The organism is Variovorax sp. P1_H2 (assembly GCF_056405295.1).
In genome coordinates, this window is record NZ_JBFUCJ010000002.1 from 94,729 (window position 1) to 118,197 (window position 23,469).

The 23,469-nt window shown below is 68.9% G+C and carries 23 protein-coding genes; 9 read left to right on the top strand and 14 right to left on the bottom strand.

The genetic code is table 11. From position 1 onward, the window contains the following. Positions 1–12: 12 nt before the first annotated feature. From AC1D2E_RS01625 to AC1D2E_RS01655, 7 genes are all read right to left on the bottom strand, one after another. Positions 13–657: a Crp/Fnr family transcriptional regulator gene (locus tag AC1D2E_RS01625; protein WP_478195768.1), complete on the bottom strand. Its 645-nt coding sequence runs from the start codon at positions 655–657 to the stop codon at positions 13–15. 151 nt (positions 658–808) lie between these two features. Further along, the gene (locus AC1D2E_RS01630; protein ID WP_478195769.1) at positions 809–1,477 is read right to left on the bottom strand and encodes a helix-turn-helix transcriptional regulator; all 669 of its coding nucleotides are present in this window, start codon (positions 1,475–1,477) and stop codon (positions 809–811) included. 117 nt (positions 1,478–1,594) lie between these two features. Then, positions 1,595–2,500, bottom strand: coding sequence for a phosphoribosylaminoimidazolesuccinocarboxamide synthase (locus tag AC1D2E_RS01635; protein WP_478195770.1), 906 nt, complete (start codon positions 2,498–2,500; stop codon positions 1,595–1,597). 193 nt (positions 2,501–2,693) lie between these two features. Further along, a complete protein-coding gene (gene fba, locus AC1D2E_RS01640) occupies positions 2,694–3,758 on the bottom strand; it encodes a class II fructose-bisphosphate aldolase (protein WP_478195771.1) in 1,065 nt (354 codons plus the stop codon). Between the two features lie 108 nt (positions 3,759–3,866). Further along, on the bottom strand, positions 3,867–5,315 hold the full coding sequence (gene pyk, locus AC1D2E_RS01645) for a pyruvate kinase (protein ID WP_478195772.1): 1,449 nt from the start codon (positions 5,313–5,315) through the stop codon (positions 3,867–3,869). A gap of 58 nt (positions 5,316–5,373) precedes the next feature. Beyond that, entirely contained in the window at positions 5,374–6,570 is a 1,197-nt protein-coding gene (locus AC1D2E_RS01650) for a phosphoglycerate kinase (RefSeq protein ID WP_478173831.1), read from the bottom strand. A gap of 57 nt (positions 6,571–6,627) precedes the next feature. Next, complete coding sequence (locus AC1D2E_RS01655) at positions 6,628–7,539, bottom strand: LysR family transcriptional regulator (RefSeq protein WP_478195773.1); 912 nt, start codon at positions 7,537–7,539, stop codon at positions 6,628–6,630. A 278-nt stretch (positions 7,540–7,817) separates the two neighbouring features. Here AC1D2E_RS01655 and AC1D2E_RS01660 point away from each other — a divergent pair, with 278 nt between their 5' ends. The 6 genes from AC1D2E_RS01660 to AC1D2E_RS01685 are packed head-to-tail and all read left to right on the top strand — an operon-like array spanning position 7,818 to position 13,342. Continuing rightward, positions 7,818–8,366 carry a VOC family protein gene (locus tag AC1D2E_RS01660; RefSeq protein WP_478195774.1) on the top strand — a complete coding sequence of 183 codons (549 nt, stop codon included), beginning with the start codon at positions 7,818–7,820 and terminating at the stop codon, positions 8,364–8,366. Further along, positions 8,359–9,480: an alpha/beta fold hydrolase gene (locus AC1D2E_RS01665; protein WP_478195775.1), complete on the top strand. Its 1,122-nt coding sequence runs from the start codon at positions 8,359–8,361 to the stop codon at positions 9,478–9,480. The genes AC1D2E_RS01660 and AC1D2E_RS01665 overlap by 8 nt, the downstream gene beginning before the upstream one ends. Before the next feature lie 17 nt (positions 9,481–9,497). Beyond that, a complete protein-coding gene (locus AC1D2E_RS01670; RefSeq protein WP_478195776.1) occupies positions 9,498–11,138 on the top strand; it encodes an FAD-dependent oxidoreductase in 1,641 nt (546 codons plus the stop codon). Positions 11,139–11,154: 16 nt separating this feature from the next. After that, the gene (locus tag AC1D2E_RS01675; RefSeq protein WP_478195777.1) at positions 11,155–11,373 is read left to right on the top strand and encodes a DUF2783 domain-containing protein; all 219 of its coding nucleotides are present in this window, start codon (positions 11,155–11,157) and stop codon (positions 11,371–11,373) included. Then, positions 11,370–12,329 carry an MBL fold metallo-hydrolase gene (locus AC1D2E_RS01680; protein WP_478195778.1) on the top strand — a complete coding sequence of 320 codons (960 nt, stop codon included), beginning with the start codon at positions 11,370–11,372 and terminating at the stop codon, positions 12,327–12,329. Before AC1D2E_RS01675 ends, AC1D2E_RS01680 begins: the two co-directional genes overlap by 4 nt. Positions 12,330–12,364: 35 nt before the next feature. Then, on the top strand, positions 12,365–13,342 hold the full coding sequence (locus tag AC1D2E_RS01685; protein WP_478173838.1) for a Bug family tripartite tricarboxylate transporter substrate binding protein: 978 nt from the start codon (positions 12,365–12,367) through the stop codon (positions 13,340–13,342). 33 nt (positions 13,343–13,375) lie between these two features. Here AC1D2E_RS01685 and AC1D2E_RS01690 read toward each other — a convergent pair whose 3' ends face one another. The 5 genes from AC1D2E_RS01690 to def form a co-directional block, all read right to left on the bottom strand. Then, positions 13,376–13,744, bottom strand: coding sequence for an AzlD domain-containing protein (locus AC1D2E_RS01690; protein WP_478195779.1), 369 nt, complete (start codon positions 13,742–13,744; stop codon positions 13,376–13,378). Positions 13,745–13,891: 147 nt separating this feature from the next. Further along, the gene (locus AC1D2E_RS01695; protein ID WP_478195780.1) at positions 13,892–14,632 is read right to left on the bottom strand and encodes an AzlC family ABC transporter permease; all 741 of its coding nucleotides are present in this window, start codon (positions 14,630–14,632) and stop codon (positions 13,892–13,894) included. A 13-nt stretch (positions 14,633–14,645) separates the two neighbouring features. Further along, positions 14,646–15,599, bottom strand: a complete 954-nt coding sequence (gene fmt / locus AC1D2E_RS01700) for a methionyl-tRNA formyltransferase (RefSeq protein ID WP_478195781.1) — start codon at positions 15,597–15,599, stop codon at positions 14,646–14,648. After that, positions 15,596–16,084, bottom strand: coding sequence for a hypothetical protein (locus tag AC1D2E_RS01705; RefSeq protein ID WP_478195782.1), 489 nt, complete (start codon positions 16,082–16,084; stop codon positions 15,596–15,598). Before AC1D2E_RS01705 ends, fmt begins: the two co-directional genes overlap by 4 nt. 2 nt (positions 16,085–16,086) lie before the next feature. Next, positions 16,087–16,620, bottom strand: coding sequence for a peptide deformylase (gene def, locus AC1D2E_RS01710; protein ID WP_478195783.1), 534 nt, complete (start codon positions 16,618–16,620; stop codon positions 16,087–16,089). Between the two features lie 161 nt (positions 16,621–16,781). Between def and AC1D2E_RS01715 the strand changes: the two genes are divergently transcribed. The 3 genes from AC1D2E_RS01715 to AC1D2E_RS01725 all read left to right on the top strand — a co-directional run bounded on the left by AC1D2E_RS01715 (position 16,782) and on the right by AC1D2E_RS01725 (position 19,731). After that, positions 16,782–18,002 (top strand): LysM peptidoglycan-binding domain-containing protein, encoded by a 1,221-nt coding sequence (locus tag AC1D2E_RS01715; RefSeq protein WP_478195784.1) that lies wholly within the window; start codon positions 16,782–16,784, stop codon positions 18,000–18,002. An 18-nt stretch (positions 18,003–18,020) separates the two neighbouring features. Then, a complete protein-coding gene (dprA, locus tag AC1D2E_RS01720) occupies positions 18,021–19,148 on the top strand; it encodes a DNA-processing protein DprA (RefSeq protein WP_478195785.1) in 1,128 nt (375 codons plus the stop codon). Between the two features lie 67 nt (positions 19,149–19,215). Beyond that, positions 19,216–19,731 (top strand): Smg family protein, encoded by a 516-nt coding sequence (locus AC1D2E_RS01725; RefSeq protein WP_478173846.1) that lies wholly within the window; start codon positions 19,216–19,218, stop codon positions 19,729–19,731. A gap of 294 nt (positions 19,732–20,025) precedes the next feature. On the opposite strand, the gene AC1D2E_RS01730 is transcribed toward AC1D2E_RS01725, so the two are convergent. Then, positions 20,026–22,407, bottom strand: a complete 2,382-nt coding sequence (locus tag AC1D2E_RS01730; RefSeq protein ID WP_478195786.1) for a DUF1631 family protein — start codon at positions 22,405–22,407, stop codon at positions 20,026–20,028. A 100-nt stretch (positions 22,408–22,507) separates the two neighbouring features. Continuing rightward, positions 22,508–23,461: a protein translocase subunit SecF gene (gene secF, locus AC1D2E_RS01735; RefSeq protein WP_478195787.1), complete on the bottom strand. Its 954-nt coding sequence runs from the start codon at positions 23,459–23,461 to the stop codon at positions 22,508–22,510. Between the last annotated feature and the right edge of the window lie 8 nt (positions 23,462–23,469).

The following is a 23,469-nucleotide window of genomic DNA, read 5'->3' on the forward strand; positions in this document are numbered from 1 at the left end:
TCCGCCTACCGCCTACCAGCGCGCAGGCAGTTCCCGCAGCAGCGCCAGCTGGCGCTGCGCGACCGACACGTAGCCGCCCTGCTCCAGGTCCTTCAGCAGCCGGCTGACCATTTCCCGCGAGCAGCCGATCTCGCTCGCGATGGCCTGGTGCGTCAGCCGCTCGGCGATTCGCCGCGTGCCATCGGTATTCGGCGCCGAGCGCTCCTCGAGCAGGCGCTTCAGGCGCGAGTAGACGTCGAGCAGGGCCATGCTGCGGGCGCTCTCGGTCGCCAGCCTGGCGCGGCGAATCAGCCGCACGATCAGCGCCAGCGCGAAGTCCGGATGCTCGGCGATGTGCTGCAGCAGGGTCTCGCGGGTCACCACGGCGCAGACGGTGGGCTCGACCGCCTCCACGCTGGCCGATCGCGGGCCGCCGTCGAGCGACATTTCGCCCACGTACTCGCCGGGCCCATGCAGGCCCAGCGTGATCTCACGCCCGCGGGCGTCGGACAGGAAGGCCCGCAGCCGCCCGGACAGCACGATGTAGACCGAGCCGCCCTGTTCGCCCTCCTCGATCAGCAGCGCCCGCGTGCGGTAGCGGCGCTGCACGCCGCGCTGCGCAAGCTGCAGAAGTGCGGGCTGGAGTGCGGGGGAATGGACACCGGATGCGGCAGGCATCCGTGGAATATACGGGCAGACCGCCTTGGGGCGGCCCGGCGGCGGTCTGGATCGCCCCCACGCTCCCCCACTGCGTGTGGGTCGCTGCCCCCCGAGGGGGCCGCAGACCGCCTTGGGGCGGCCCGGCGGCGGTCTGTCCGTCGGCCCCCGGTCAGTCGACCAGCCTCAGGGCGGACACGATCTGCGGCATGCGCGAGACGCGGTGCACCACCTCGCGGATGCTGCTGCTGCCGGTCTTCTGCCGCACGTTCTTGATGTGGGTGCGCACGGTCGACATCCGGATGCCCTCGAGGCAGGCAATTTCCTCGGCGCCATGGCCGGCGCAGAGCCGGGCCAGCACGTTTTGCTCGGCCCGCGTCAGGTGCCGGGCGCGAGCGAACATCTGCATGGTCAGCATCTCGCAGCCGGGCCGGCGGCTGCAGATCACCAGCACCGTGTCGACCGTTTCGCTGCCGTGCACCGCGGCCAGAGGGATGAAGGCCACCGACAGCGCATCGCTGCCGTCTTCGAGTTCCACGATGCTGCGGCAGTCGCGCTCGGCGTCCTTCAAGGCCTGGCGAATCTTCGCCTGGGAGGCCGGACTGCCGGCGCACAGCATGCCGTCGCCGCTGCGCAGCGCGCGCGCCGAACTCAGCTCGCGCCGGGCCGGGAAGTTGGCGTGCAGGATGCGGCCGGTCAGGTCCAGCAGCAGCAGGCCATGATCGATCTCATCGAGCACCCGGGCCAGCATCCCGGGCTGCAGGGCGTCGGGCGGAGCTGCAGTGACCTCGCGGCCGAAGCGCTCGACATAGGAAATCTGAAAGTCGACTGCGGTTTCCATGGTGCTCTCCTCATCTGGGGGGATGAAAAGAGTGTGGAAGACTGCGACCCTGTCGTGCGGTGACTATTGCCGCGGATTTTGTGATCTATTTACATTCCGTGGCCGGGCCGGCCCCGCTCAGCCGGTCAGGCGCTGCAGCGCCTCGCGGTACTTGGCCGCCGTCTTCTCGATCACCTCGGCCGGCAGCCGCGGCGCCGGCGGTGTCTTGTCCCAGGGCTTGCCGTTGATCTTCGTGGCCTCGAGCCAGTCGCGCACGAACTGCTTGTCGTAGCTCGGCGGGTTGGCGCCGGCGGCCAGCGCGGCCTCGTAGCCTTCGACCGGCCAGTAGCGAGAGCTGTCGGGCGTCAGCACCTCGTCCATCAGCACCAGCGTGCCGGCTTCGTCGAGGCCGAACTCGAACTTGGTGTCGGCGATGATCATTCCCTTGCCCAGCGCGATCTCGGCCGCGGTCTCGTAGATGGCGATGCTGGTCTCGCGGATCTGCTGCGCGAGTGTCGGGCCGACCACCTCGACCACCTTGTCGTAGCTGATGTTCTCGTCGTGCGCGCCCGCCGCGGCCTTGGCCGCGGGCGTGAAGATCGGTCGCGGCAGCTTGCTGGCGTTGGTCAGGCCCTCGGGCAGCGGCACGCCGCAGACCGCTTGGTTCTCCTGGTATTCCTTCCAGCCGCTGCCGGCCAGGTAGCCGCGCACCACGGCTTCGACCGGGATCGGCGTCAGGCGCTTGACCAGCATCGAACGGCCCTCGACCTGCGGCACCTCGTCCGGCGTCACCACGCTCTCGGGGGCGTCGCCGGTGAGGTGGTTGGGACACAGGTGGCCGAGCCGGTCGAACCACCAGAGCGCCATCTGCGTGAGGATCACGCCCTTGCCGGGAATCGGCTCGCCCATGATCACGTCGAAGGCCGAGAGGCGATCGCTCGCGACCATCAGGATCCGGTCGTTGCCGACCGCATAGTTGTCGCGCACCTTGCCGCGCGCCAGCAGCGGAAGGCTCTTGATGGAAGAGGTATGGACGGTGGTCATGGCGAATGGAAGGTGGGCGGTGCGGAGAACTTCGGAGATTGTGCGCGCGGCGCGTGCCGCGCGAAACAAACCGGCCAGCGCAGCGAGGCCCGTTCGGGAAACCCCGCGGAACCGGCTTTGCCGGGCCGCTGGGGTTGCCCCCGGAGAGGGGGGTGGGAGCGCGACACGAAGTGCGCGCGACCTGGGGGTGCGCCTAAATGACTTCTTGCGCGAGCTCGCCCTTGGCGTACTTGGCGGCGACCACCTGCAGGCTGTCGCCCTTGATCTTCGGGCCCTGGCCTTCGCAGCCGAACTCGAGGTAGCGCTGCTTGCAGATCAGCCGGGCCGCCTCGCGCGCCGGCTTGAGCCATTCGCGGGCGTCGAACTTCTCGGGGTTCTCGGCCAGGAACTTGCGCACCGCGCCGGTCATCGCGAGCCGGATGTCGGTGTCGATGTTGATCTTGCGCACGCCGTGCTTGATGGCTTCCTGGATCTCCTCGACCGGCACGCCGTAGGTTTCCTTCATGTTGCCGCCGTATTGGCGAATGATGGCCAGCAGTTCCTGCGGCACGCTCGAGGAGCCGTGCATCACCAGGTGGGTGTTGGGAATGCGGTGGTGGATTTCCTTGATGCGGTCGATCGCCAGGATGTCGCCGGTGGGCTTGCGCGTGAACTTGTAGGCGCCGTGGCTGGTGCCGATGGCGATCGCCAGGGCGTCGATCTGGGTCCGCTTGACGAAGTCGGCGGCCTGCTCGGGGTCGGTCAGCAGCTGCTCGCGGGTCATGGTGGCTTCGGTGCCGTGGCCGTCTTCCTTGTCGCCCTTCATGGTCTCCAGCGAGCCCAGGCAGCCGAGTTCGCCCTCGACCGTGACGCCGACCTTGTGCGCCATGTCGGCCACCTTGCGGGTGACGTCGACGTTGTAGTCGTAGCTGGCGATGGTCTTGCCGTCGGCCTCCAGCGAGCCGTCCATCATGACCGAGCTGAAGCCCAGGTCGATGGCGCCACGGCACACATCGGGGCTCTGGCCGTGGTCCTGGTGCATCACCAGCGGCACCGTGGGATAGGCTTCGATGGCGGCCTGGATCAGGTGCTTGATGAAGGCCTCGCCCGCGTACTTGCGGGCGCCGGCGCTGGCCTGCAGGATCACAGGCGCGCCGACTTCCTTGGCGGCCTCCATCACGGCCTGGACCTGTTCGAGATTGTTGACGTTGAATGCCGGGATGCCGTAGCCATTGGCGGCGGCATGGTCGAGCAGTTCGCGCATCGAGACGAGTGCCATGGGAATACCTCGCGGGAATCTAGGGATGGAAACGAAATAACTCCCGCGATTCTACCGAGGCCCCTTGTAGGACGGCTCCGATGGCCCCTGCAACCGCGGGGCGGCGCGCTAACTGACCCGGCAGATCTTGAGCATGTTGGTGCCACCGGGCGCGCCCATCGGCTCGCCGCAGGTGATCGCGTAGACGTCTCCGGTCTGGACGATGCCACGCTTCTTGAGGTGGGCCTCGGCCTGCTCGAGCGCGGTGTCGCGGTCGCTTTCGGAATCCATCAGCAGCGGCCGCACGTTGCGGTACAGCGCCATCTTCCGCTGAGTCGACAGGCGGGAGGTCAGCGCGTACATCGGAATGTGGGCCCGGTGGCGGCTCATCCACAGCGGGGTGGAGCCCGACTCGGTCAGCGCGACGATCGCCTTGGCGCCCAGGTGGTGCGCGGTGAACAGCGCCCCCATCGCGATCGACTGGTCGATCCGGGCGTAGTTCTTGCCGCTGAAATCGGCGTCGAGCTGCAGGTCCTCCGCGGCCTCGGCGGCCTCGCAGATCTTGCTCATCTCCTGCACGGTCTCGAGCGGGTAGCGGCCCGAGGCCGTTTCGGCCGAGAGCATGACGGCGTCGGTGCCGTCGAGCACCGCGTTGGCGACGTCGCTGACCTCGGCGCGGGTCGGCACCGGGTTGGTGATCATCGACTCCATCATCTGGGTCGCGGTGATGACCACCTTGTCCATCTCGCGCGCCATCCGGATCATCTTCTTCTGCAAGGCCGGCACCGCGGCGTTGCCGACCTCGACCGCCAGGTCGCCACGCGCCACCATGATGCCGTCGCTGGCCCGCAGGATCTCCTCGAGCTTGGGAATCGCCTCGGCGCGCTCGATCTTGGCGATCATCCCGGGCTTGTGGCCGAATTCGGCTGCCGCCACGTTGCACAGCTGGCGCGCCATTTCCATGTCGGTGGCGTTCTTCGGGAAGCTCACCGCCACGTAGTCGGCCTGGAAGCTCATCGCGGTCTTGATGTCCTCCATGTCCTTGGCGGTCAGCGCCGGCGCGGTCAGGCCGCCGCCCTGCTTGTTGATGCCCTTGTTGTTGGAGAGTTCGCCGCCCAGGCGCACCGTGGTGTGGACCGCATCGCCCTTGACGGCGTCGACCGTCAGCACGATCAGGCCGTCGTTCAGCAGCAGGCTGTCGCCGGGCTTGACGTCGCGCGGCAGGTCCTTGTAGTCGAGGCCCACGGCGGCGATATCGCCGGGCTCGGTGCGCGAGGCATCGAGCACGAACCTGGCGCCGGGCTCGAGCCAGATCTTGCCTTCGGCGAACTTGCCGACCCGGATCTTCGGACCCTGCAGGTCGGCCATGATCGCCACCTCGCGGCCGCTGCGGCGCGCCGCCTCGCGCACCATCGCGGCCCGGTTGATGTGGTCCTGCGCAGTGCCGTGGCTGAAATTGAGCCGCACCACGCTGACCTTGTAGTGGATCATCTGCTCGAGCAGCTCGAGCGTGTTCGAGGCCGGGCCGAGGGTGGCGACGATCTTGGTGGCGTGGCGGGGCAGGCGGGGCGTGCTCATCGTTGTCTCCTGAATGTATTCGATACTGTATACACTTTGCGGCGCCGCCGATAGGGGTTCAAGCGCCCGCTGCTCGCCTGCTCAGGATTTCGAAGGCCGGCAGCGTCTTGCCCTCGAGGATCTCGAGGAAGGCCCCGCCGCCGGTGGAGATGTAGCCGACCTTGTTCTCGATGCCGTACTTGGCGATCGCGGCCAGCGTGTCGCCGCCGCCGGCGATCGAGAAGGCCTTGCTGTCGGCAATGGCGTGGGCGATGGTCCGGGTGCCGTTGGCGAAGGCATCGAATTCGAATACGCCCACCGGGCCGTTCCAGACGATCGTGCCGGCTTCGCGCAGCTGCGCGGCCAGCAGTTCGGCGGTCTTCGGGCCGATGTCCAGGATCAGGTCGTCGTCGTCGACATCGCTGGCATCCTTGACGGTCGCCGCCGCATCGGCCGCGAAGGTCTTGGCCGTGACCACGTCGACCGGGATCGGCACCGCCGCGCCGCGCGCGCGCATGGCCTCGATCACCGCCTTGGCTTCATCGAGCAGGTCGGGCTCGGCCAGCGACTTGCCGATCGAAAGGCCGGCCGCCAGCATGAAGGTGTTGGCAATGCCGCCGCCGACGATCAGCTGGTCGACCTTCTCGGCCAGGCTCTTGAGGATGGTCAGCTTGGTGCTGACCTTGGAGCCGGCGACGATCGCCACCAGCGGGCGCTGCGGCTGGGCCAGCGCCTTGGTGATGGCGTCGATCTCGGCCGCCAGCAGCGGGCCTGCGCAAGCGACCTTGGCGAACTGGGCGATGCCGTAGGTGGTGGCCTCGGCGCGGTGCGCGGTGCCGAAGGCGTCGTTGACGTAGATGTCGGTCAGCGCGGCGAGCTTGCGCGCCAGCGCCTCGTCGTTCTTCTTCTCGCCCTTGTTGAGGCGGCAGTTCTCGAGCAGCACGATCTGGCCCGGCGCGACCTGCACGCCGTCGACCCAGTTCGACACCAGCGGGACTTCGCGGCCGAGCAGCTCGCCGAGGCGGGCCGCGACCGGCGCCAGCGAGTCCTCGGGCTTGAACTGGCCTTCGGTCGGCCGGCCCAGGTGCGAGGTCACCATCACCGCGGCGCCGGCGTCGAGCGCCGCGCGGATGCAGGGCACCGAAGCGCGGATGCGGGTGTCCTCGGTGATGCGGCCGCTGTCGTCCTGCGGCACGTTGAGGTCGGCTCGGATGAAGACGCGCTGGCCGGCGACTTTGCCTTGCGCACAGAGGTCGGTGAATCGAAGGACGTTCATGGGTGGCGATCAAAAAACGAAGAAGGGGCGCCGCGACGGGCAGCGCCATTGTAGGTTTCAGCCCGCGAGGCCCGGCTGCCGCACGAATTGCTGGAGCCGCTCGACGAAGCTCGCCGCCRCCGGCGACAGCGAGCGCTTGGCCGCCCCGTAGACGCAGACCTCGCGGTGGAAGTCGGGCTGGTCGAGCCGCACCATCTGCAGCCCGTGGGCCCGCACCAGCGAAGCCGAATAGGTCGGACACACGGTCAGCCCGAGCCCCGAGGCGACCATGCCGAGCGCGGTCGTCATGTACGAGACCTCCTGCGTGGTCGCGCGCAGCATGAGCTCGCGCGCATCGGCGGCCAGCTCGGGCAGCACGCGCTGGCGGAAGTCGCGCGTCGGCGCGATGAAGGTGTAGGGGCCGAGCTCGCTCCAGCGCACCTTGCGCCGGCGCGCGAGCGGATGGCCGGGCGGACAGATCAGCCAGTGGCGGTCGCGGAACAGCGTGCGGCGCTCGACCAGCGCGGCATCCACCGCCACGTCCTGGCCCACCGCCAGCTCGACTTCGCCCGACAGCAGGCCGTCGAGCAGGTGCTCGGGCAGCGTGTCGGCCAGCCGCACGTCGATGTCGGGATGCGCCTCGCGATAGGCGGCGATGACGCGCGGCATCAGCGTGCAGGCCATGAGCTGCGGCGCCGCCAGCCGCAACACGCCCTTCTTCTTGTCGCGCAGGTCGGTGACGCCGGCCACCGCACCCGCCAGGTCGGCCAGCAGGCGCTGAACCGAAGGCTGGAACTCGCGTCCGGCCTCCGACAGCAGCACGCGCCGCGTGTGCCGGTCGAACAGCTGCACGCCCATCTCGCGCTCGAGTTCGCGCACCAGCACGCTGAGCGCCGACTGGGTCAGGTGCAGGGTCGCGGCGGCGGCGGTGAAGCTGCCGGTTTCGGCCACCGCAGCGAAGGCGCGCAATTGGCGCAGGGTCAGATTCATGGTCATTTTTCATCAATCGATGAATTTATTTCGATTGAATCATAAGAAGAATGGCGGCCCAATCCGCTCCGAGCCTTTTGAGACCTTGCGGGACAGACCAAGAAACTGCGCAGCGGTTTTTGCTTTGTCCTCGACCTACTGAGACCTTGCGGGACAGACCAAGAAACTGCGCAGCAGTTTTTGCTTTGTCCTCGACCTACTGAGACCTTGCGGGACAGACCAAGAAACTGCGCAGCAGTTTTTGCTCTGTCCTCAACTGACTAGAGAGGAGACAGACCATGGCCCACCCGCCGCCCCCGCCCGTGCGCGGCCTGCACCACTTCGCCTGGCGCTGCCGCGACAGCGAAGAGACCCGCCGCTTCTATGAAGACCTGCTGGGCCTGCCGCTGGTGCACGTGATCAAGAGCGACCACGTGCCGAGCACCGGCGAGTACTGCCCCTACGTCCACATCTTCTTCCAGATGCGCGACGGCGCGTACATCGCCTTCTTCGACCTCGGCGACGACATCGCGGCGCTGCCGTCTCCCAACACGCCGGCCTGGGTCAACCACATCGCGCTGCGCGTCGATTCGGCGGCCGACCTGCTGGCGGCCAAGGCCAGGCTCGAGGCGGCCGGGGTCGAGGTGCTGGGCCCGACCGACCACCACATCATCGAATCGATCTACTTCTTCGATCCGAACGGCATCCGCGTCGAGCTGACGACGCCGACCGTGCCGCAGGCCGAGATGGACGCGCATGCGCTGCATGCGCGCGCCGACCTCGATGCCTGGACGCTGCGCAAGGCCGGGCTGCGCGCCGCCGCTGCCGGAAGGGCCTCCAATGCCTGAGCTGCAACTCGCCGTCATCGACGTCAAGCCCGGCGCCTCGCTCGAGAGCCAGTCGGGCCTGCAGATGCTGCGCCCGCGCGTCTACGGTGCGTACCAGGCGCCGGCCGGGCCGAAGCGGGTCGCGGCCATCGTGATGCATCCGACCAGCAACTTCATGGGCCACTACCTGATCGCACCGCTGGCCGCGCGCGGCATCTGCTGCATGGGCCTGAACTCGCGCTACATGGGCAACGACACGGTGCTGCTGATGGAACGCGCGATCCAGGACCTCGGCGCCGGCGTGCAGTTCCTGCGCGCCGCCGGCTACGAGAAGGTGGTGCTGGTCGGCAACTCGGGCGGCGCCGCGCTGGCCAGCTTCTACCAGGCGCAGGCCGAGCAGCTCACGGCGCACCACTTCCCGGATGGCGACCCGACGCACCTGCACCCGGACGACCTGCCGCCGGTCGACGGCATCGCGCTGTGCGCGGCGCACCAGGGCCGCTCGAAGCTCATGCGCGACTGGATCGACCCGTCGGTCACCGACGAGCACGACCCGCTGTCGGTCGATCCCGAGCTGGACATGTACGACGCGCGCCGCGAGATGCCCTACGGCGCCGAATTCCTCGCCCGCTTCAGCGCAGCGCAGAAGGCGCGGCTCGACCGCATCGAGAACTGGGCACTGGAGCGGCTGCGCCAACTGCGCAGCACCCCGGGCGCCCCGCGCGACCAGGCCTTCATCGTCTACCGCACGCATGCCGATCCGCGCTGCGTGGACCTCTCGATCGATGCCAACGACCGCGCGCCGGGCAGCGTCTGGGGCGATGCGCGGCAGGTGAACTACTCGGCCAATGCGATGGGGCGCACCACCTCGCTGACCGCCTTCCTGTCGCAATGGTCGTCGCGCTCCCAAGCCGACGGTCCGTCGAACCTGGCGCGCACGACAGTGCCCAAGCTGCTGCTGACCTACACCGGCGACCAGTCGACTTTCCCGAGCACGCGCGACGCCTGGCTGGCGGCGGGCGGCGCGCGCATCCGCAATGTCGACATCGTCGGCGGCAACCACTACCTCGCGGGCCAGCCGGAGCTGGTGCTGCGCGCGGCCGACGCGGTCGCCGAATGGGCCCACGCCCTGTGAACTCCCCGCACACTCCAATGGAAAGCACCAACTTCGCACCCGCGTACGAACTGCCGAGCTGGCCCTTCGTGCCGCCGCCCGAACTGGGCAACGACGCCGTCGTGCGCCATCCCATCGTGATCGTCGGCGCCGGCCCGGCCGGGCTGACGCTGGCCTGCGACCTCGCGCGCCGCGGCGTGCGCGCCGTGCTCCTCGACGAGGACGATACGGTCGGCGTGCGTGGCGCCTCGTCGCGCGGCATCTGCTACGCCCAGAAGAGCCTGGAGATCTTCGCGCGCCTCGGCATCTACGAGCGGATCGCGGAGAAAGGCATCACCTGGTCCTTCGGCCGCACCTTCTCGAACGAGAAGGAGGTCTACAACTTCAACCTGAAGACCGACAGCGTCTCGGTGCAGCCGCCCTTCATCAACCTCCAGCAGTTCTACGTCGAGTGGTTCCTGGTCGATCGCATCATCGAACTCGGCCTCACCGACCTGCGCTGGAAGAACCGCGCGACGCAGGTGACGCCGCTCGCCGACGGCGTTCGCGTCGACGTCGAGACGCCCGTCGGCAGCTACACCATCGAAGCCGACCACCTGATCGACGCCACCGGCGCCAACAGCCCGATCCGCACCCAGCTCGGCATCGACGCGCACCCGTCGCGCAGCACCGACCGCTGGTGCATCAGCGACGTCCGCTTCAAGAAGCCGCTGCCGACCGAGCGCTGGACCTGGGTCGACGCGCCCTTCAACGAAGGCCGCGCCGTGTGGCAGCACCTGATGGGCGACGGCGTCTGGCGCATCGACTACCAGATGCCCGAAGACTGCGACACGGCCCACATCAGCCAGCCCGAAGTGGCGGGCGCGCGACTGCGCGAGCAGCTCGGGCCGGGCGTGGAGTTCGAGTTCGTCTGGATCGGGCCCTACGGCTACCGCGACCACCTGCTCGACGACTTCCGGCACGGCCGCATCCTGTTCATCGGCGACTCGGCCCATGTCGTGAGCCCCTTCGGCGCGCGCGGCGGGAACAGCGGGATCCAGGACGCGGCCAACCTCGGCTGGAAGCTGGCATTGGTCGCGCAGGGCCGGGCCGGCGATGCGCTGCTCGACACCTACGACGCCGAGCGGCGGCCCGCCGCGGTGGAGAACCTGCGCGTCACCAGCCGCTCGGCACGCTTCCTCGCGCCGCGCACGCCGGCCGAGCACACGCTGCGGCGCGCGGTGGTGGCGCTCGCCTCGCGCCATGCCTTCGCCCGCGCGCTGGTCAACACGGGCCGCATGTCGGTGGCCAATGACTATCCGGCGGCGTCCCACCTGCCCGAAGGCGGGCGGACCGTGCAGAACCTGCCGCTGCACCACCTCGACGGAACACCGACCACGCTCATGGAACTGCTGGCCGACGGCACGCAATGCCTCGGCCTCTGGTTCGCGCCGGCGCGCGCTCAAGCCCGAGCGGCGGCCGACATCGCGGCATCGATTCCGCTGCGGCTCGTGGCCGTCGGCGGCGACAGCGGACTGCCTACGCTGCAGCCCGACGAGATACTGGCGCGCCATCTCGGCAATCCGGCGGCCGGCAGCCTGTTCATCGTGCGCCCGGATGCCTATCGCGCCGCGCTGCTGCGCAAGCCCACGCCTGCATCGATCTCGGCCGCGGTCCACACCGCACTGGCGCATCGCTGAAGAAGGACAGCACACCATGATCACCGAGCCCCACATCCCCGATCCCGACGGCTTCTACGCGGCCTGGGTCAGCGCGCACGAAGGGCTGACCGAATCCCAGAGCGCCGATTTCAACGCCCGCCTCGTGCTGCTGCTGGCCAACCAGTGCGGCGACCAGGCCGTGCTGCTGAACTGCATCGCCGCCGCGAGCGACAGCGGCGAGACTTCCCACCCCACGACACAAAGCGCCGCATGAACGCACCCGTCTCCTTCGCCTCCGCCTCCGACACCCGCGCGCAGAAGCCGCAGCTGCGCGAACTCGCGCCCCAGGTGTACGGCTACATCAGCGACTTCGATCCGAACTGCGGCTTCATCGTCGGCGACGCGCATGTGGTGCTGATCGACACCCGGCCCACGCCGCGCATGGCGCGCGACTTCCTGGCCGACATCCGCACGGTCACCGACAAGCCGATCAGGTTCATCGTTCTGACCCACTACCACGCGGTGCGCGTGATGGGCGCCAGCGCCTTCGACGAAGCGCAGGCCATCATCGCCAGCAAGGGCACGCTCGACTGGATGCGCGAACGCGGGCAGGCCGATTTCGACTCCGAGGTCGGACGCTTCCCGCGCCTGTTCGCCGGCGTCGAGGAGGTCCCCGGGCTGACGGTGCCGAGCATGAGCTTCGAGCGCGAGATGAGCCTGTGGCTCGGCGCGCGCGAAGTGCGGCTGATGTGCCTCGGGCGCGGCCACTCGGGCGGCGACACCGTGGCCTGGCTGCCCGACTGCGGCGTGCTGTTCTCGGGCGACGTGGTGGAGAACCGCTGCGGGGTCTATGCGGGCGACGCCTACATCCAGGACTGGGCGGGCACGCTCGACGCCGTCGCGGCGCTGCAGCCGCAGGTGCTGGTGCCGGGCCGCGGCGCGGTGGTCCGCGGTGGCGCGGACTGCACCGAGGCCATCGAACTCACCAAGGCCTTTCTCTCGACCCTGCTCGCCAGCGTGCGCGCGGGCATCGACGCCGGCGAGAGCCTGCGCGGCTGCTTCGCGCGCGCCGAGCAGGCGATGAAGCCGCGCTTCGGCGACTGGCCGGTGTTCCAGCACGTGCTGCCTTTCGACGTCTCGCGCGCCTATGACGAACTGCGTGGCATCGAGCACCCGGTGGTCTGGACGGCCGAGCGCGACCGCGTGCTGTGGCAGACCCTGCGCGGCTGATTGTCGAGATCCTTTCTTTTCCAACTCCGGAGACAATGACGATGAAACGATTCCTGCAACTGCTGGCCGCGGGCCTCACGCTCGCGTTCGGCGGCCCTGCACCGGCCCAGACCGCCTACCCGAGCCAGCCCGTGCGCTGGATCGTGCCCTACGTGGCCGGCGGCGGCACCGACAACCTGGCGCGCGCGCTGGCCGAGGCGATGCAGCCCTCGCTGGGGCAGCCCCTGATCATCGACAACCGTCCCGGCGCCTCGACCAACATCGGCGTCTCGGTGCTGATGCAATCCAAGCCGGACGGCTACACGATCATGCAGGCCGAGAATGCCGCGCTGCTGTTCAATGAATACATGTTCGCCAAGCTGCCGTACAAGCCGGCCAGCGACTTCAGCTACATCGGCGCCATCGGCCGCTTCCCGGTCGCGCTGGTGGTCCATCCGGACTTCCCGGCAAAGACCGTGGCCGAGTTCGTGAGCTACGTGAAGGCCCACCCCGACAARGTCAGCTACGCCTCGCCCGGCAACGGCTCGCCGCACCACATGGCGATGGAGCTGTTCAAGCAGAAGGCCGGCATCAGCGTCCAGCACGTGCCCTACAAGGGCGCCGCGCCCGCGATGACCGACGTCATGGGCGGCCAGGTGCCGACCATGATGCTGGACCTGGCCTCGGGTCTGCCGATCATCAAGTCGGGCAAGGTGCGGGTGCTGGCGATCGCGCTGCCGCAGCGCGCGGGCGCGCTGCCCGACGTGCCGACCTTCGCCGAACTCGGCTTCAAGGACGTCAACGCCTACGCCTTCCACGGCCTCATCGGGCCGGCCGGCATGCCGCCGGAAGCGGTGGGCCGCATCAACGGCGAGCTCAACAAGGCCATGCAGTCGCCGAAGGTGGTCAAGCTGTTCTCGGAGTTCGGCTTCGAGGCGCTGCCCGGGACCCCGCAGGATTTCTACAAGTTGTCGCGGGCGGAAAGCGAGCGCTGGGGACGGATCATCAAGACCGCCGGCGTGCAGCTGGACTAGCGCGCCGGCGCCGGCCCGCCTCGAGGAGAGCTGCTACCAGCCTAGCCCCAGATGCAGCGGCAGGTACACCACCATTCCCGCCAGCATCGTCCCCAGCACGCCGCGGCGCCAGAAGAAATAGACGGCGCCGGCGGCGGCGCCATAGAGCCGCGCGTCCTGCCAGGTCGAGACCAGATGGCCCTGCGTCATGACGATCTCGGGCGCGATGACCGCCGCCAGCGCGGCCGCCGGCGCATAGTGCAGCGCGCGGTGGGCCCACTCCGGCAGGCCCCAGGGCCGGTCGAGGATGAAGAAGAAGCAGCGCGTCAGCACCGTGACGCCGGCCAGGCCGAGGATCACCGCCAGGGTCCAGAAGTCGGTCCCCGCGAACAGCGCGCTCACTTCGGCCCCCACGCTCGGCACTGCGTGTCCTCGCTGCCCCCCGAGGGGGCGCGAGCTTGCTTGGGGCGGCCCGGCGCTGCGCTCACTTCGGCCCCCACGCTCGGCACTGCGTGTCCTCGCTGCCCCCCGAGGGGGCGCGAGCTTGCTTGGGGCGGCCCGGCGCTGCGCTCACTTGTCATCCTCCGCATCGACGTCGAGCCCGAACTGCTTCTCGAGCCAGAAGCAGGCCAGCACCGCCACGCCGATGGCGACCACGATGTTGAGCTTGAGCGGCAGCAAATAGGCCGCCACCGCGGTCGCCGAAGCGATCAGGACCGCCAGCAGCCGCAGCCGGGTGGTCGCCATCGAACACACGATCGCCACCAGGCTCAACACCCCGGCGAAGCCCAGGCCCCAGCTTTGCGGGATCATGTTGGCCAGCGCGATGCCGAGCAGGCTCATGCCCATCCAGGACGCCCAGGTCACGAAGTAGTTGCCCGTGAGATAGGCCTCCTGCGCCTGCTTTTCGGCCAGCGTGGCCGGCGGCTGCGCGTATTTCCGGGTGAAGAGGGCGTAGCTCATGTCGGCCGTGAGGTAGCCATGGGTGATGCGGCGCCAGCGCGGCATGTGCATCAGGTAGGGCCGCAGGTGCAGGCTGAAGACCACGAAGCGCAGGTTGACGCAGAAGCCCGTGGCCAGGATCACCCACGCCGGCGCGCCCGCGATCAGCAGCGGAATGGCCGCCAGCTGCGAGCTGCCGGCATACACCAGCAGCGTCATCGCCACCGACTCGAACACGCTCATGCCCGACTTGAGCATCGCCACGCCGGTCATCAGGCCCCAGGCGCCGATGCCGACCGCGGCCGAGGACATGTCGCGCACGCCCTGGCGGAACTCCGGCTGGCGCCGGATCGCAGACGACAGGAACATCAGGGGCGGCGCTTCATCGGCCGAACACCTGGCCCGGCTTGACGTCGAAACCGCGCAGGAAGTCGGCGACCGCCAGGCGCTTGCCGCCGGCGCGCTGCAATTCGGTGACCCGCAGGATGGAATCCTTCGCCGCCACCGCAATGCCAGAGGGCGTGACGGCCAGGATCGTCCCCGGCGCCTCGCCCGGCACGCCCGGCTGGGCGTCGGCGGCCCAGAGCTTGATCGTCTCGCCGTCGAGCACGCTGCTGGCGCCCGGGAACGGATCGAAGGCGCGCACCCGGCGCGCGATCGCGCCGGCATCCAGCGACCAGTCGACTTGGGCCTCGGCCTTCTCGACCTTGTGCGCGTAGGTCACGCCTTCGGTGGGCTGCGCCTCGGCCGTCAGGGGGCCGGCAGCGGCCTGCCGCAATGCATCGACGATCAACCGCCCGCCGATCTCGGCCAGCCGGTCGTGCAGCCGCGCAGTCGTGTCGTCGCCGATGGCGAGCGACTCGCGCAACAGCATGCCGCCGGTGTCGAGGCCGGCGTCCATCTGCATGATCGTGACGCCGGTCCGGGCGTCGCCGGCCTCGATGGCGCGATGGATCGGCGCCGCGCCGCGCCAGCGCGGCAACAGGCTGGCGTGGATGTTGAGGCATCCGAGCCGCGGCGCGTCCAGCACCCATTGCGGCAGGATCAGGCCGTAGGCCGCGACCACCATCACGTCGGCCTGCGCGGCGGCGATGGCCTCGCGCGCGGCAGCGGCGTCGTCCGGGTACTTGCCGTCGAGGCGCAGGCTGCGCGGCTGCGCCACCGGCCAGCCGCGGTTCACCGCGAGCTGCTTCACCGGCGAGGCCTGCAGCTTCATGCCCCGGCCGGCCGGGCGGTCGGGCTGGGTCAGCACCAGGACGATCTCGAACCCGGCCGCCGCGATCGCCTCCAGCGCGACGCGCGCGAACTCGGGCGTGCCCGCAAACGCGACTTTCATTGGTCGGTCATGAGCCGACGCACCTCGTCGGCCGTGTGATAGTGGTCGACCACGCCGTCCAGGTCGATGTAGATGTAGAGGATGCGCGGGTTGTTCAGCGACTGGTAGCGCCAGGCCCAGACCTCGCCGTCGAACGGGCGGACGGTCGAAACCTCGAACGGCCGGCCGTAGCTGCGCAGCACGTCGTCGACCCGCCAGACACCGGGCTGGATCGTGATGTCGAACATGCCGTCCTCGAGCTCCTGGCGAATGGAGACCACCCGGCCGCTGGCGTCGAGGTCGACGTTGTTGACCGTGACGCCCGCCGGCGCACGCGAATACTGGAGCCGCTCGCCGCCGCCGGGCATCGAATACGTGGCAGTCGGGCTACCGAGCTTCTGAAGCGTCTCGGCGCGGGTGCTGCCCAGCGGTAGCCGCGTCGGATCGAGCGCACAGCCGGACAGCCCCAGGACCAGCGCCATCGCCACGGGCCACAGGCGCCGCATGGTCAACGCCGTCCTTCGCGCTGTTCCGATTTCTGGTCTTCGCGCTGCTGCTTGAGCAGCTTGCTCTTGATCCGATTGCGCTTCAGCGGCGACAGGTACTCGACGAACACCTTGCCCAGCAAGTGGTCGAGTTCGTGCTGGATGCAGACCGCCAGCAGGCCCTCGGCCTCGATCGCCTGCGGTTCGCCCTCGGCATCGAGCGCGGTCACGCGCACGGAAGTGGAGCGCTCGACGCCGTCGTAGATGCCCGGCACCGAGAGGCAACCCTCTTCGTTGAGCACCTTGTCGTCGCTGGCCCAGACGATCTCGGGATTGATCAGGACCAGCGGCTTGTTGCGCTCTTCGGAGATGTCGATCACGACCAGCCGCTCGTGGACGTCGACCTGGGTCGCCGCCAGGCCGATGCCGTTGGCGTCGTACATGGTCTCGAGCATGTCCGCGACCAGCGTCTTGATGCGCGCATCGACACCCTGCACCGGCTTGGCCACCGTATGCAGGCGCGGGTCCGGGTAACTCAAAATGGTTCTTTTAGCCATGAAAGCGAGGAAAAGTTGTCGCTATTTTCGCCATTTCCGCGACGTGCTGCCGGCGAACTCCCCGAATACGTTGCCCTATCAAGGGCTTCAGCGCAAAATTCGTAGCAAATTGTGAGGATTCGTACATCCTGCGTGGCGTAGTGTGTGCACACCATCAAACCATGACCAAACTCCGAATCAACGAAAGCTCGCGCCCCCGCCTCCTGACCGCCCTGGCGACCGTCGCCCTGGGGGTTGCCGGTGCCGCGACCGCTTTCGCACAGAACTATCCGGTCACGCCACAACAGCGCGCCCTGGCCCAGCAGACGGCCCAGGCAGGCATCCCGATCGGCGAGCTGGCCCCCAACGCGCCCGACGAATACACGGTCAAGCCCGGCGACACGCTGTGGGCGATTTCCCGCCTCTACCTGCGCAGCCCATGGCGCTGGCCCGAGCTCTGGGGCATGAACCTCGGCGAAATCTCGAACCCGCACCGGATCTACCCGGGCCAGGTGCTCTACCTTGAAAAGAGCGGCGGCCGCGCCCGCCTCAGCACGCGCCGCGGCGGCGCCGCCGACGGCACGGTCAAGCTGTCGCCGCGCACCCGCTACGAGTCGATGTCGGGGATGGCGCTGCCGACCCTCAACCCGAGCCTGATCGAGCCCTTCCTGAGCGAGCCGATCATCGTCGACGAGGACACGCTCAGGACCGCACCCCACATCGTGGCCGGCAACGACAGCCGCGTGCTGCTGGCCCGCGGCGACCGCGCCTACGCGCTGGGTGATGCCAACTCCCCGCTGATCGAGACCGCAGGCCCCATCAAGACCTTCCGCATCTTCCGCAACGCGACACCGCTGAAGGACCCCGCCACCGGCGAACTCCTCGGCTACGAGGCGGCCTACCTCGGCAAGGCCCAGCTCAAGCGCAGCCAGAACATCGCCAGCCAACTCGTCGACGGCAAGGAAATCGCGAACGTGGTCCCGGCCACCATCGACATCGTGGCGGCGCGCGAGGAAATGCGCGCCGGCGACCGCCTGCTGCCCGAGCCCCAGCGCCAGCTGCTGAGCTACGCGCCGCGGGCGCCCGAGCAGATCGTCAACGGACGCATCGTCTCGGTCTACGGCAACGCGGTGCAGTTCGCGGCCCAGAACCAGGTGGTGGTGATCAACAAGGGCACGCGCGACGGCATCGAGTCCGGCCACGTGCTGGCCATCCTGAAGAACGGCGACACCATCGTCGACCGCGCCGGCGCCCCGAATGACACCGGCAAGGAAGTGCTCAAGCTGCCGAACGAACGCATCGGCCTGCTGATGGTGTTCCGCCCCTTCGAGAAAGCGTCCTATGCGCTGGTGCTCGAGATCAACGATACCCCGCGGATCGGCGACCTGCTGGTCAACCCCTGACGCGAGCACCATCTTGGCGTGGAACGCGACGAACTTGCGGGCTGGCTTCGCCTCTCGCTGACGCCAGGCGTCGGGAACGTCGCCGCCCGCACGCTGCTCGCGGCCTTCGGCCTGCCGGCCGGCATCTTCGCCCAATCGCATGAGGCCCTGCGGCAGGTCGCCGGCAGCGCGCAGGCCCAGGCGCTGCAGCGCGAACCGGTCGAGCTGGCCGCGTTGCTCGAGCGCACCCTCGACTGGCTCCGGGGCACCGACGCCGAGGGCGCCACACGCCGCATCCTGACGCTGGGCGATCCCGGCTATCCGGCCTCGCTGCTGGAGACCGCCGATCCGCCGCTGCTGCTCTATCTTCTGGGCGCACCCGCCTTCGAACTCGCGCAGCTGGACCGCAGCATCGCGATGGTCGGCAGCCGCAATCCCACGGCGCAAGGCGCCGGGAATGCACGGGCGTTCGCGCGGGCATTCGGCGAAGCCGGGCTCCCCGTGGTCTCGGGCCTGGCGCTCGGCATCGACGGCGCGGCCCATGAGGGCGCGCTCGAGGCCGGCGGGCCCGAGCGGCTGGCGACGGTGGCGGTGGTCGGCACCGGGCTCGATCGCGTCTATCCGGCCCGGCATCGCGCGCTGGCGCACCGGATCGCCGCCCGGGGCCTGGTCGTCAGCGAATACCCCCTGGGCACGCCGCCCCTGAACCAGAACTTCCCGAAGCGCAATCGCATCATCGCCGGACTGACGCGCGGCACGCTGGTGGTCGAGGCCGCGCTGCGCTCCGGTTCGCTGATCACGGCCCGGCTCGCGGTCGAGCAGGGGCGCGAGGTGTTCGCGATCCCGGGCTCGATCCACTCGCCGCAATCGCGCGGCTGCCACGCGCTGATCCGCCAGGGCGCCAAGCTGGTCGAATCGGTCGGCGACGTGCTGGAGGAATTGGGCCTGGCCGATGCGCCTCAGGCAGCCGCGCCCGCCGCCTTGGACGATGCCACCGAACCGGCGCTGCTGGGCGCGCTCGGATTCGACCCGGTCGGCCTCGACGCCCTGTGCGCCCGCACCGGTTTCAGCCCGGCCATGCTGCAGGCCCAGTTGCTCGAACTCGAACTGGCGGGCCGCATCGCCCGCCTCCCGGGCGGCCTGTTCCAGCGCATTGCGCTCGGTTGAGCCCGCTGCGGCGTCGTGTCGGCGCAACTTTCATCGAGCGGCGCTTCGGGTGGGCTATATTGAACCCATGTTCGAAGTGCTCGTGTACGTCTACGAAAACTACTGGCGCGGCGACGCCTGCCCCGAACCCGAGCAGCTGGGGCGCAAGCTCAGCGCGCAAGGCTTCGATGCGGACGAGATCCGCGAGGCGCTGCACTGGCTCGACGGCCTGAGCCTGGCGACACGAGGCGTCCAGCTCAACCGCCACGCCGACGGCATCAGCGCCACCGTGCTGCCGGGCACGGCGGCCGATGCCGCGATTCCCCAGTCGGCCGACGCGATGCGCGTCTACTCGACCGCCGAGCAGGAGCACATCGGCGCCGAATGCCTGGGCTTCATCAGCTTCCTCGAGTCCGCGGGCGTGCTGCCGGCCGGCATGCGCGAGATCGTGGTCGAGCGCGCCATGGCCACGCCGGGCGAGCCGCTGGCGCTCGACGAGCTCAAGATCATCGTGCTGATGGTGCACTGGAGCACCGGCGTCGAGCCCGACGCGCTGGTGCTCGACGAGCTCTGCGACGATGCCACGCTTCGCGTGGCGCACTGACGCTCGCCCCAGCACTGACGCTCGCCCCCAGGTCGGGCTCACTTCGTGTAGCCCTCCCACCCCCTGCCGGGGGCGCAGTCMGCGGCCCGGCGAAGCCGGTTCCGCGACTGCCCACGAACAGGCGGGCGCTRCGCGCCGCCGGAGAACAAGCACGGCGCCGCTTTTTCTTTCCCCGGCCGGCGCAGCCAGGCCCGTTGGTGAAACACCGCGGAACCGGCTTTGCCGGGCCGCTGGTGTTTCCCCCGGCAGGGGGTGGGCGCCCGGACACGAAGTGCCGGGCAACCTGGGGGCGAGCTAGTTCAACAGGCGTTCTGGGTTGGCGTCCAGCTTGGCCAGCGCCTCGCGCGTGGCGCGCACGGTCAGCGTTTCCTCTTCGGCCGGGACCAGCAGGCCGGCCTGCAGGTAAGAAGCCAGGCGCCCGACCTGGATCAGGAAGCTGCGGCCGTCGCTCGACGCGAACAGGTGCAGCTGCTTGCGGTCGCTGCGCCAGACGAACTGGACCTGGCTGACACGGTCGTTGTGGTCCAGCATGAACCAGGTCCCGACCTGCAGTTCATGGGCCCAGGCCAGCATGTCCTCGCTGACCTTGGTGCCGGTGTCGGGCACCACCTCGATCGAGGCGGCATCGACCCCGAGCAGAAGTTCGATGCTTGCGGCATCGAGCGGCAGGTCGGTCGTGCCCTCGTCGGAGACGAAATCCTCGAGGTTGGCCAGGCGCTTCGCCATGGCCTCGATCTTGGCCGGCGGGATCGCCTCGGTCTTCGACAGGAAGGCATCGGACAGCGTCGCGCCGATGATCTTGATGTGCGCCTCCTGGGGATCGCCGACGATGCCCAGCAAGGTCATGCCCTGGCGCAGCCGCTGCAGCAGCTTCGGCAAATCCTGGATGACACGGGTGCGGTCGTTGCGGTTGGGCTTGGCGCTGGCCGCCCACACCAGATCGGAGGCGACCCGCTTCAGGGTCACGGTCTGCTCGTCCTGGGCGCCATAGCGAAGGGCGGCAATGGCCAGCACCTCGGCCCAGACCTTGAACAGGAACTCGCGGATCTCCTCGCGCACCGGCATGTCGTTGAGCATCTTGCGCAACTCGATGGTGTACTGGATCGCCATCGTCTCCTTCTGCTCGACCTGCTGCGCCACGCTCATCACCCGCTGGGTGGTGTCGCTCTGCGTCAGGTACTTGTTGAGGAAGGCGACGAATTCGTCGAACACCAGCTTGAACACGCGCTGGCCCGTTTCGGGGTATTGCTCGATCACCTGCACCACGCGGCGGATCTCGCCCTCGAGCGCACTGCCGGAGATGGCGGCCGCATCGAAGCCCATCACGCAGGAGCCCATGCGGTCGATCAGCATGCGGGCCGGGTGCTGCAGGGTGCCGAAGAATTCCGGCTCGGCGATGGCCACGCGCAGCACCGGCATCTGCAGGCGCGCGAACCAGACCCGGGCCGAAAACGGAATCCGCTCCTCGGCCAGGATGGCCTGGAACATCAGCGCCACGATCTCGACCGTCGCCTTGTCGGCGGTGGTGGGTGCCTTCTTCTTGAGTTCGCTGGTGCGCCGGCGAAGTTCGGCCGAGGCATGGTGGATGGCCGTGGCCTCCTCCCCGACCACGTACTGCGAGGCCGCGACCTGGTAGGCGGCCTCGGCATCGGCGATGGCAGCGGCGAAGGCCGGGGCACCGGGGCCGCCGAAGCCCGCGCCGGCCGCCATCTCGCCACCCCCCTGGACGCGCGGCTGGGTGATGTCGCCGCCGATGCGCGCGGTCACGAAACGCTTGAGGTTGAGCAGCACGCCCTGGGCCCGCTGGCGCGCCAGCAGCAGCGGCGAGCCCCCGGTCGCGATCAGGGTGTCGCCCCCCGCCTGGCCCGGGCCGGCCGGGCCACGCCCGACACCGATGGCGGCCGGCGCGAAGCTCCCGGCGGGCACACCGAAGCCGCCCGGCGCCATCTGGGGCTGGCCGGAGATGCCCATCGAGGCGCTGCCTCCGGCGAAGCTGCCGCCCAGCGCCGCGTTGCCGGAACTGACCGAACCGGTGCGCCGGACGAAGCTCTTGAGGTCGATCTCGGGCATCACGTCCTTGCCGACCAGGAACGCGTTGGCGTCCTTGTAGGCCTTGACCACGGGCTCGACCATGTGCTGCTGGACCTGGTCCTGCACCTTGATCCAGAGGCTGCGGCTCAGGCCGGTGGCCAGCCACTGGTCGACCAGGATCTTGGCCAGCGCTTCCGGCTTGAGAATATCCTTGGCGCTCAGCTCGTGGGTTCCTTCGAGGTGCTGGATGCGCAGCCGCAGGTCATTCAACTCGAAGTTGGCCTTGTCCTGGATCGCCTGCGCGAGCCGCGACGACAGGATGCTGGTCTCGACCACCTCGTCGCCGATCAGCTCGAGGCGCGACAAGGGATTGGAGCTCGGCGCCTCGGCCGTGCTGGCGAACAGCGCCTTGCGCCAGGCCTCGCGCGACAGCGACACCCAATTGGCGCCCTGGGCCTCGAAGGCCAGGAAACCATCTCGGTTCTCCTGCATCTCGCGCGAGTTTCCGACCTGCGCGGCCAGGGCCGTCAGGCGCTCGCGGATCGCATGGCCGATCGGCGCGATCAGCGGCTCGGTGGCGGCGACGAAACGCTCGCGCGTCTCGCGGGAGAGTTGGAGGGAAGCTGCATGGGACCGCGGGGTCATGGATGGTCAGGACGGCAATTGATTCGTTTCGACGACAGGCACGAGCTTGCATCGGGAAGCGTAACCGCACAAGAGCGCGCCATGCTCGGCTACCCCAGGATCAGACGGTCGCGCCGGCGTTCGGGTCATTCGGATCGCCGTCCCGCTTGACCGGCCCCTTGACCAGGTCCTCGCGCTTGACGCCCAGCCACATGGCGATGGCCGCCGCCACGAAGGCCGACGAATAGATGCCGAAGCAGATCCCGATGGTCAAGGCCAGCGCGAAGTAATGCAGGGTCGGGCCGCCGAAGAAGAACATCGAGAGCACCACCAGCTGGGTCGAACCGTGCGTGATGATGGTTCGGCTGATGGTCGAGGTGATCGCGCTGTCGATCACCTCGGGGGTGCTCAGCTTGCGGTAGCGGCGGAAGTTCTCGCGCACGCGGTCGAAGATCACCACCGACTCGTTGACCGAGTAGCCCAGCACCGCCAGCACCGCCGCCAGCACCGCCAGCGAGAACTCCCACTGGAAGAAGGCGAAGAAGCCCAGGATGATGACCACGTCGTGCAGGTTGGCCAGTACCGTGGCCAGCGCGAACTTCCATTCGAAGCGGAAGGCCAGGTAGATCATGATGCCGACCACCACCATGCCGAGCGCCTTGAGGCCGTTGGTGGTGAGTTCCTCGCCGACCTGCGGGCCGACGAACTCGTTGCCGCGCAGGGTGGCGGTCGGGTCGACCGCCTGCAGCGCCGCCATGACCTGCTCGCTCTGCTGCGCCGAGGTCTGGCCCTTCTGCACCGGCAGGCGGATCTGGACGTCGCGCGAGGTGCCGAAGTTCTGCACCTGCACGTCGGGGTAGCCCAGCTTGGCGATGGTCTCGCGCACCTTGCCGACGTCGACCGACTGCTGGGAAGCGACTTCCATCACCGTGCCGCCGGTGAATTCCACCGACAGGTGCAACCCGCGGTGGAACAGGAAGAAGACCGCCAGCGCGAAGGTGATGAAGGACACCGCGTTCAGCACCAGCGCGTGGCGCATGAACGGGATCGTCCTGTGGATCCGGAAGAATTCCATTTGTCGTG

Bases quoted from the DNA above. Each gene is read 5' to 3' on its own strand.
- AC1D2E_RS01625 (WP_478195768.1), bottom strand. From the start codon at position 657: ATGCCTGCCGCATCCGGTGTCCATTCCCCCGCACTCCAGCCCGCACTT.
- AC1D2E_RS01630 (WP_478195769.1), bottom strand. From the start codon at position 1,477: ATGGAAACCGCAGTCGACTTTCAGATTTCCTATGTCGAGCGCTTCGGC.
- AC1D2E_RS01635 (WP_478195770.1), bottom strand. From the start codon at position 2,500: ATGACCACCGTCCATACCTCTTCCATCAAGAGCCTTCCGCTGCTGGCG.
- fba (WP_478195771.1), bottom strand. From the start codon at position 3,758: ATGGCACTCGTCTCGATGCGCGAACTGCTCGACCATGCCGCCGCCAAT.
- pyk (WP_478195772.1), bottom strand. From the start codon at position 5,315: ATGAGCACGCCCCGCCTGCCCCGCCACGCCACCAAGATCGTCGCCACC.
- AC1D2E_RS01650 (WP_478173831.1), bottom strand. From the start codon at position 6,570: ATGAACGTCCTTCGATTCACCGACCTCTGTGCGCAAGGCAAAGTCGCC.
- AC1D2E_RS01660 (WP_478195774.1), top strand. From the start codon at position 7,818: ATGGCCCACCCGCCGCCCCCGCCCGTGCGCGGCCTGCACCACTTCGCC.
- AC1D2E_RS01665 (WP_478195775.1), top strand. From the start codon at position 8,359: ATGCCTGAGCTGCAACTCGCCGTCATCGACGTCAAGCCCGGCGCCTCG.
- AC1D2E_RS01670 (WP_478195776.1), top strand. From the start codon at position 9,498: ATGGAAAGCACCAACTTCGCACCCGCGTACGAACTGCCGAGCTGGCCC.
- AC1D2E_RS01675 (WP_478195777.1), top strand. From the start codon at position 11,155: ATGATCACCGAGCCCCACATCCCCGATCCCGACGGCTTCTACGCGGCC.
- AC1D2E_RS01680 (WP_478195778.1), top strand. From the start codon at position 11,370: ATGAACGCACCCGTCTCCTTCGCCTCCGCCTCCGACACCCGCGCGCAG.
- AC1D2E_RS01695 (WP_478195780.1), bottom strand. From the start codon at position 14,632: ATGTTCCTGTCGTCTGCGATCCGGCGCCAGCCGGAGTTCCGCCAGGGC.
- fmt (WP_478195781.1), bottom strand. From the start codon at position 15,599: ATGAAAGTCGCGTTTGCGGGCACGCCCGAGTTCGCGCGCGTCGCGCTG.
- AC1D2E_RS01705 (WP_478195782.1), bottom strand. From the start codon at position 16,084: ATGCGGCGCCTGTGGCCCGTGGCGATGGCGCTGGTCCTGGGGCTGTCC.
- def (WP_478195783.1), bottom strand. From the start codon at position 16,620: ATGGCTAAAAGAACCATTTTGAGTTACCCGGACCCGCGCCTGCATACG.
- AC1D2E_RS01715 (WP_478195784.1), top strand. From the start codon at position 16,782: ATGACCAAACTCCGAATCAACGAAAGCTCGCGCCCCCGCCTCCTGACC.
- AC1D2E_RS01725 (WP_478173846.1), top strand. From the start codon at position 19,216: ATGTTCGAAGTGCTCGTGTACGTCTACGAAAACTACTGGCGCGGCGAC.
- AC1D2E_RS01730 (WP_478195786.1), bottom strand. From the start codon at position 22,407: ATGACCCCGCGGTCCCATGCAGCTTCCCTCCAACTCTCCCGCGAGACG.
- secF (WP_478195787.1), bottom strand. From the start codon at position 23,461: ATGGAATTCTTCCGGATCCACAGGACGATCCCGTTCATGCGCCACGCG.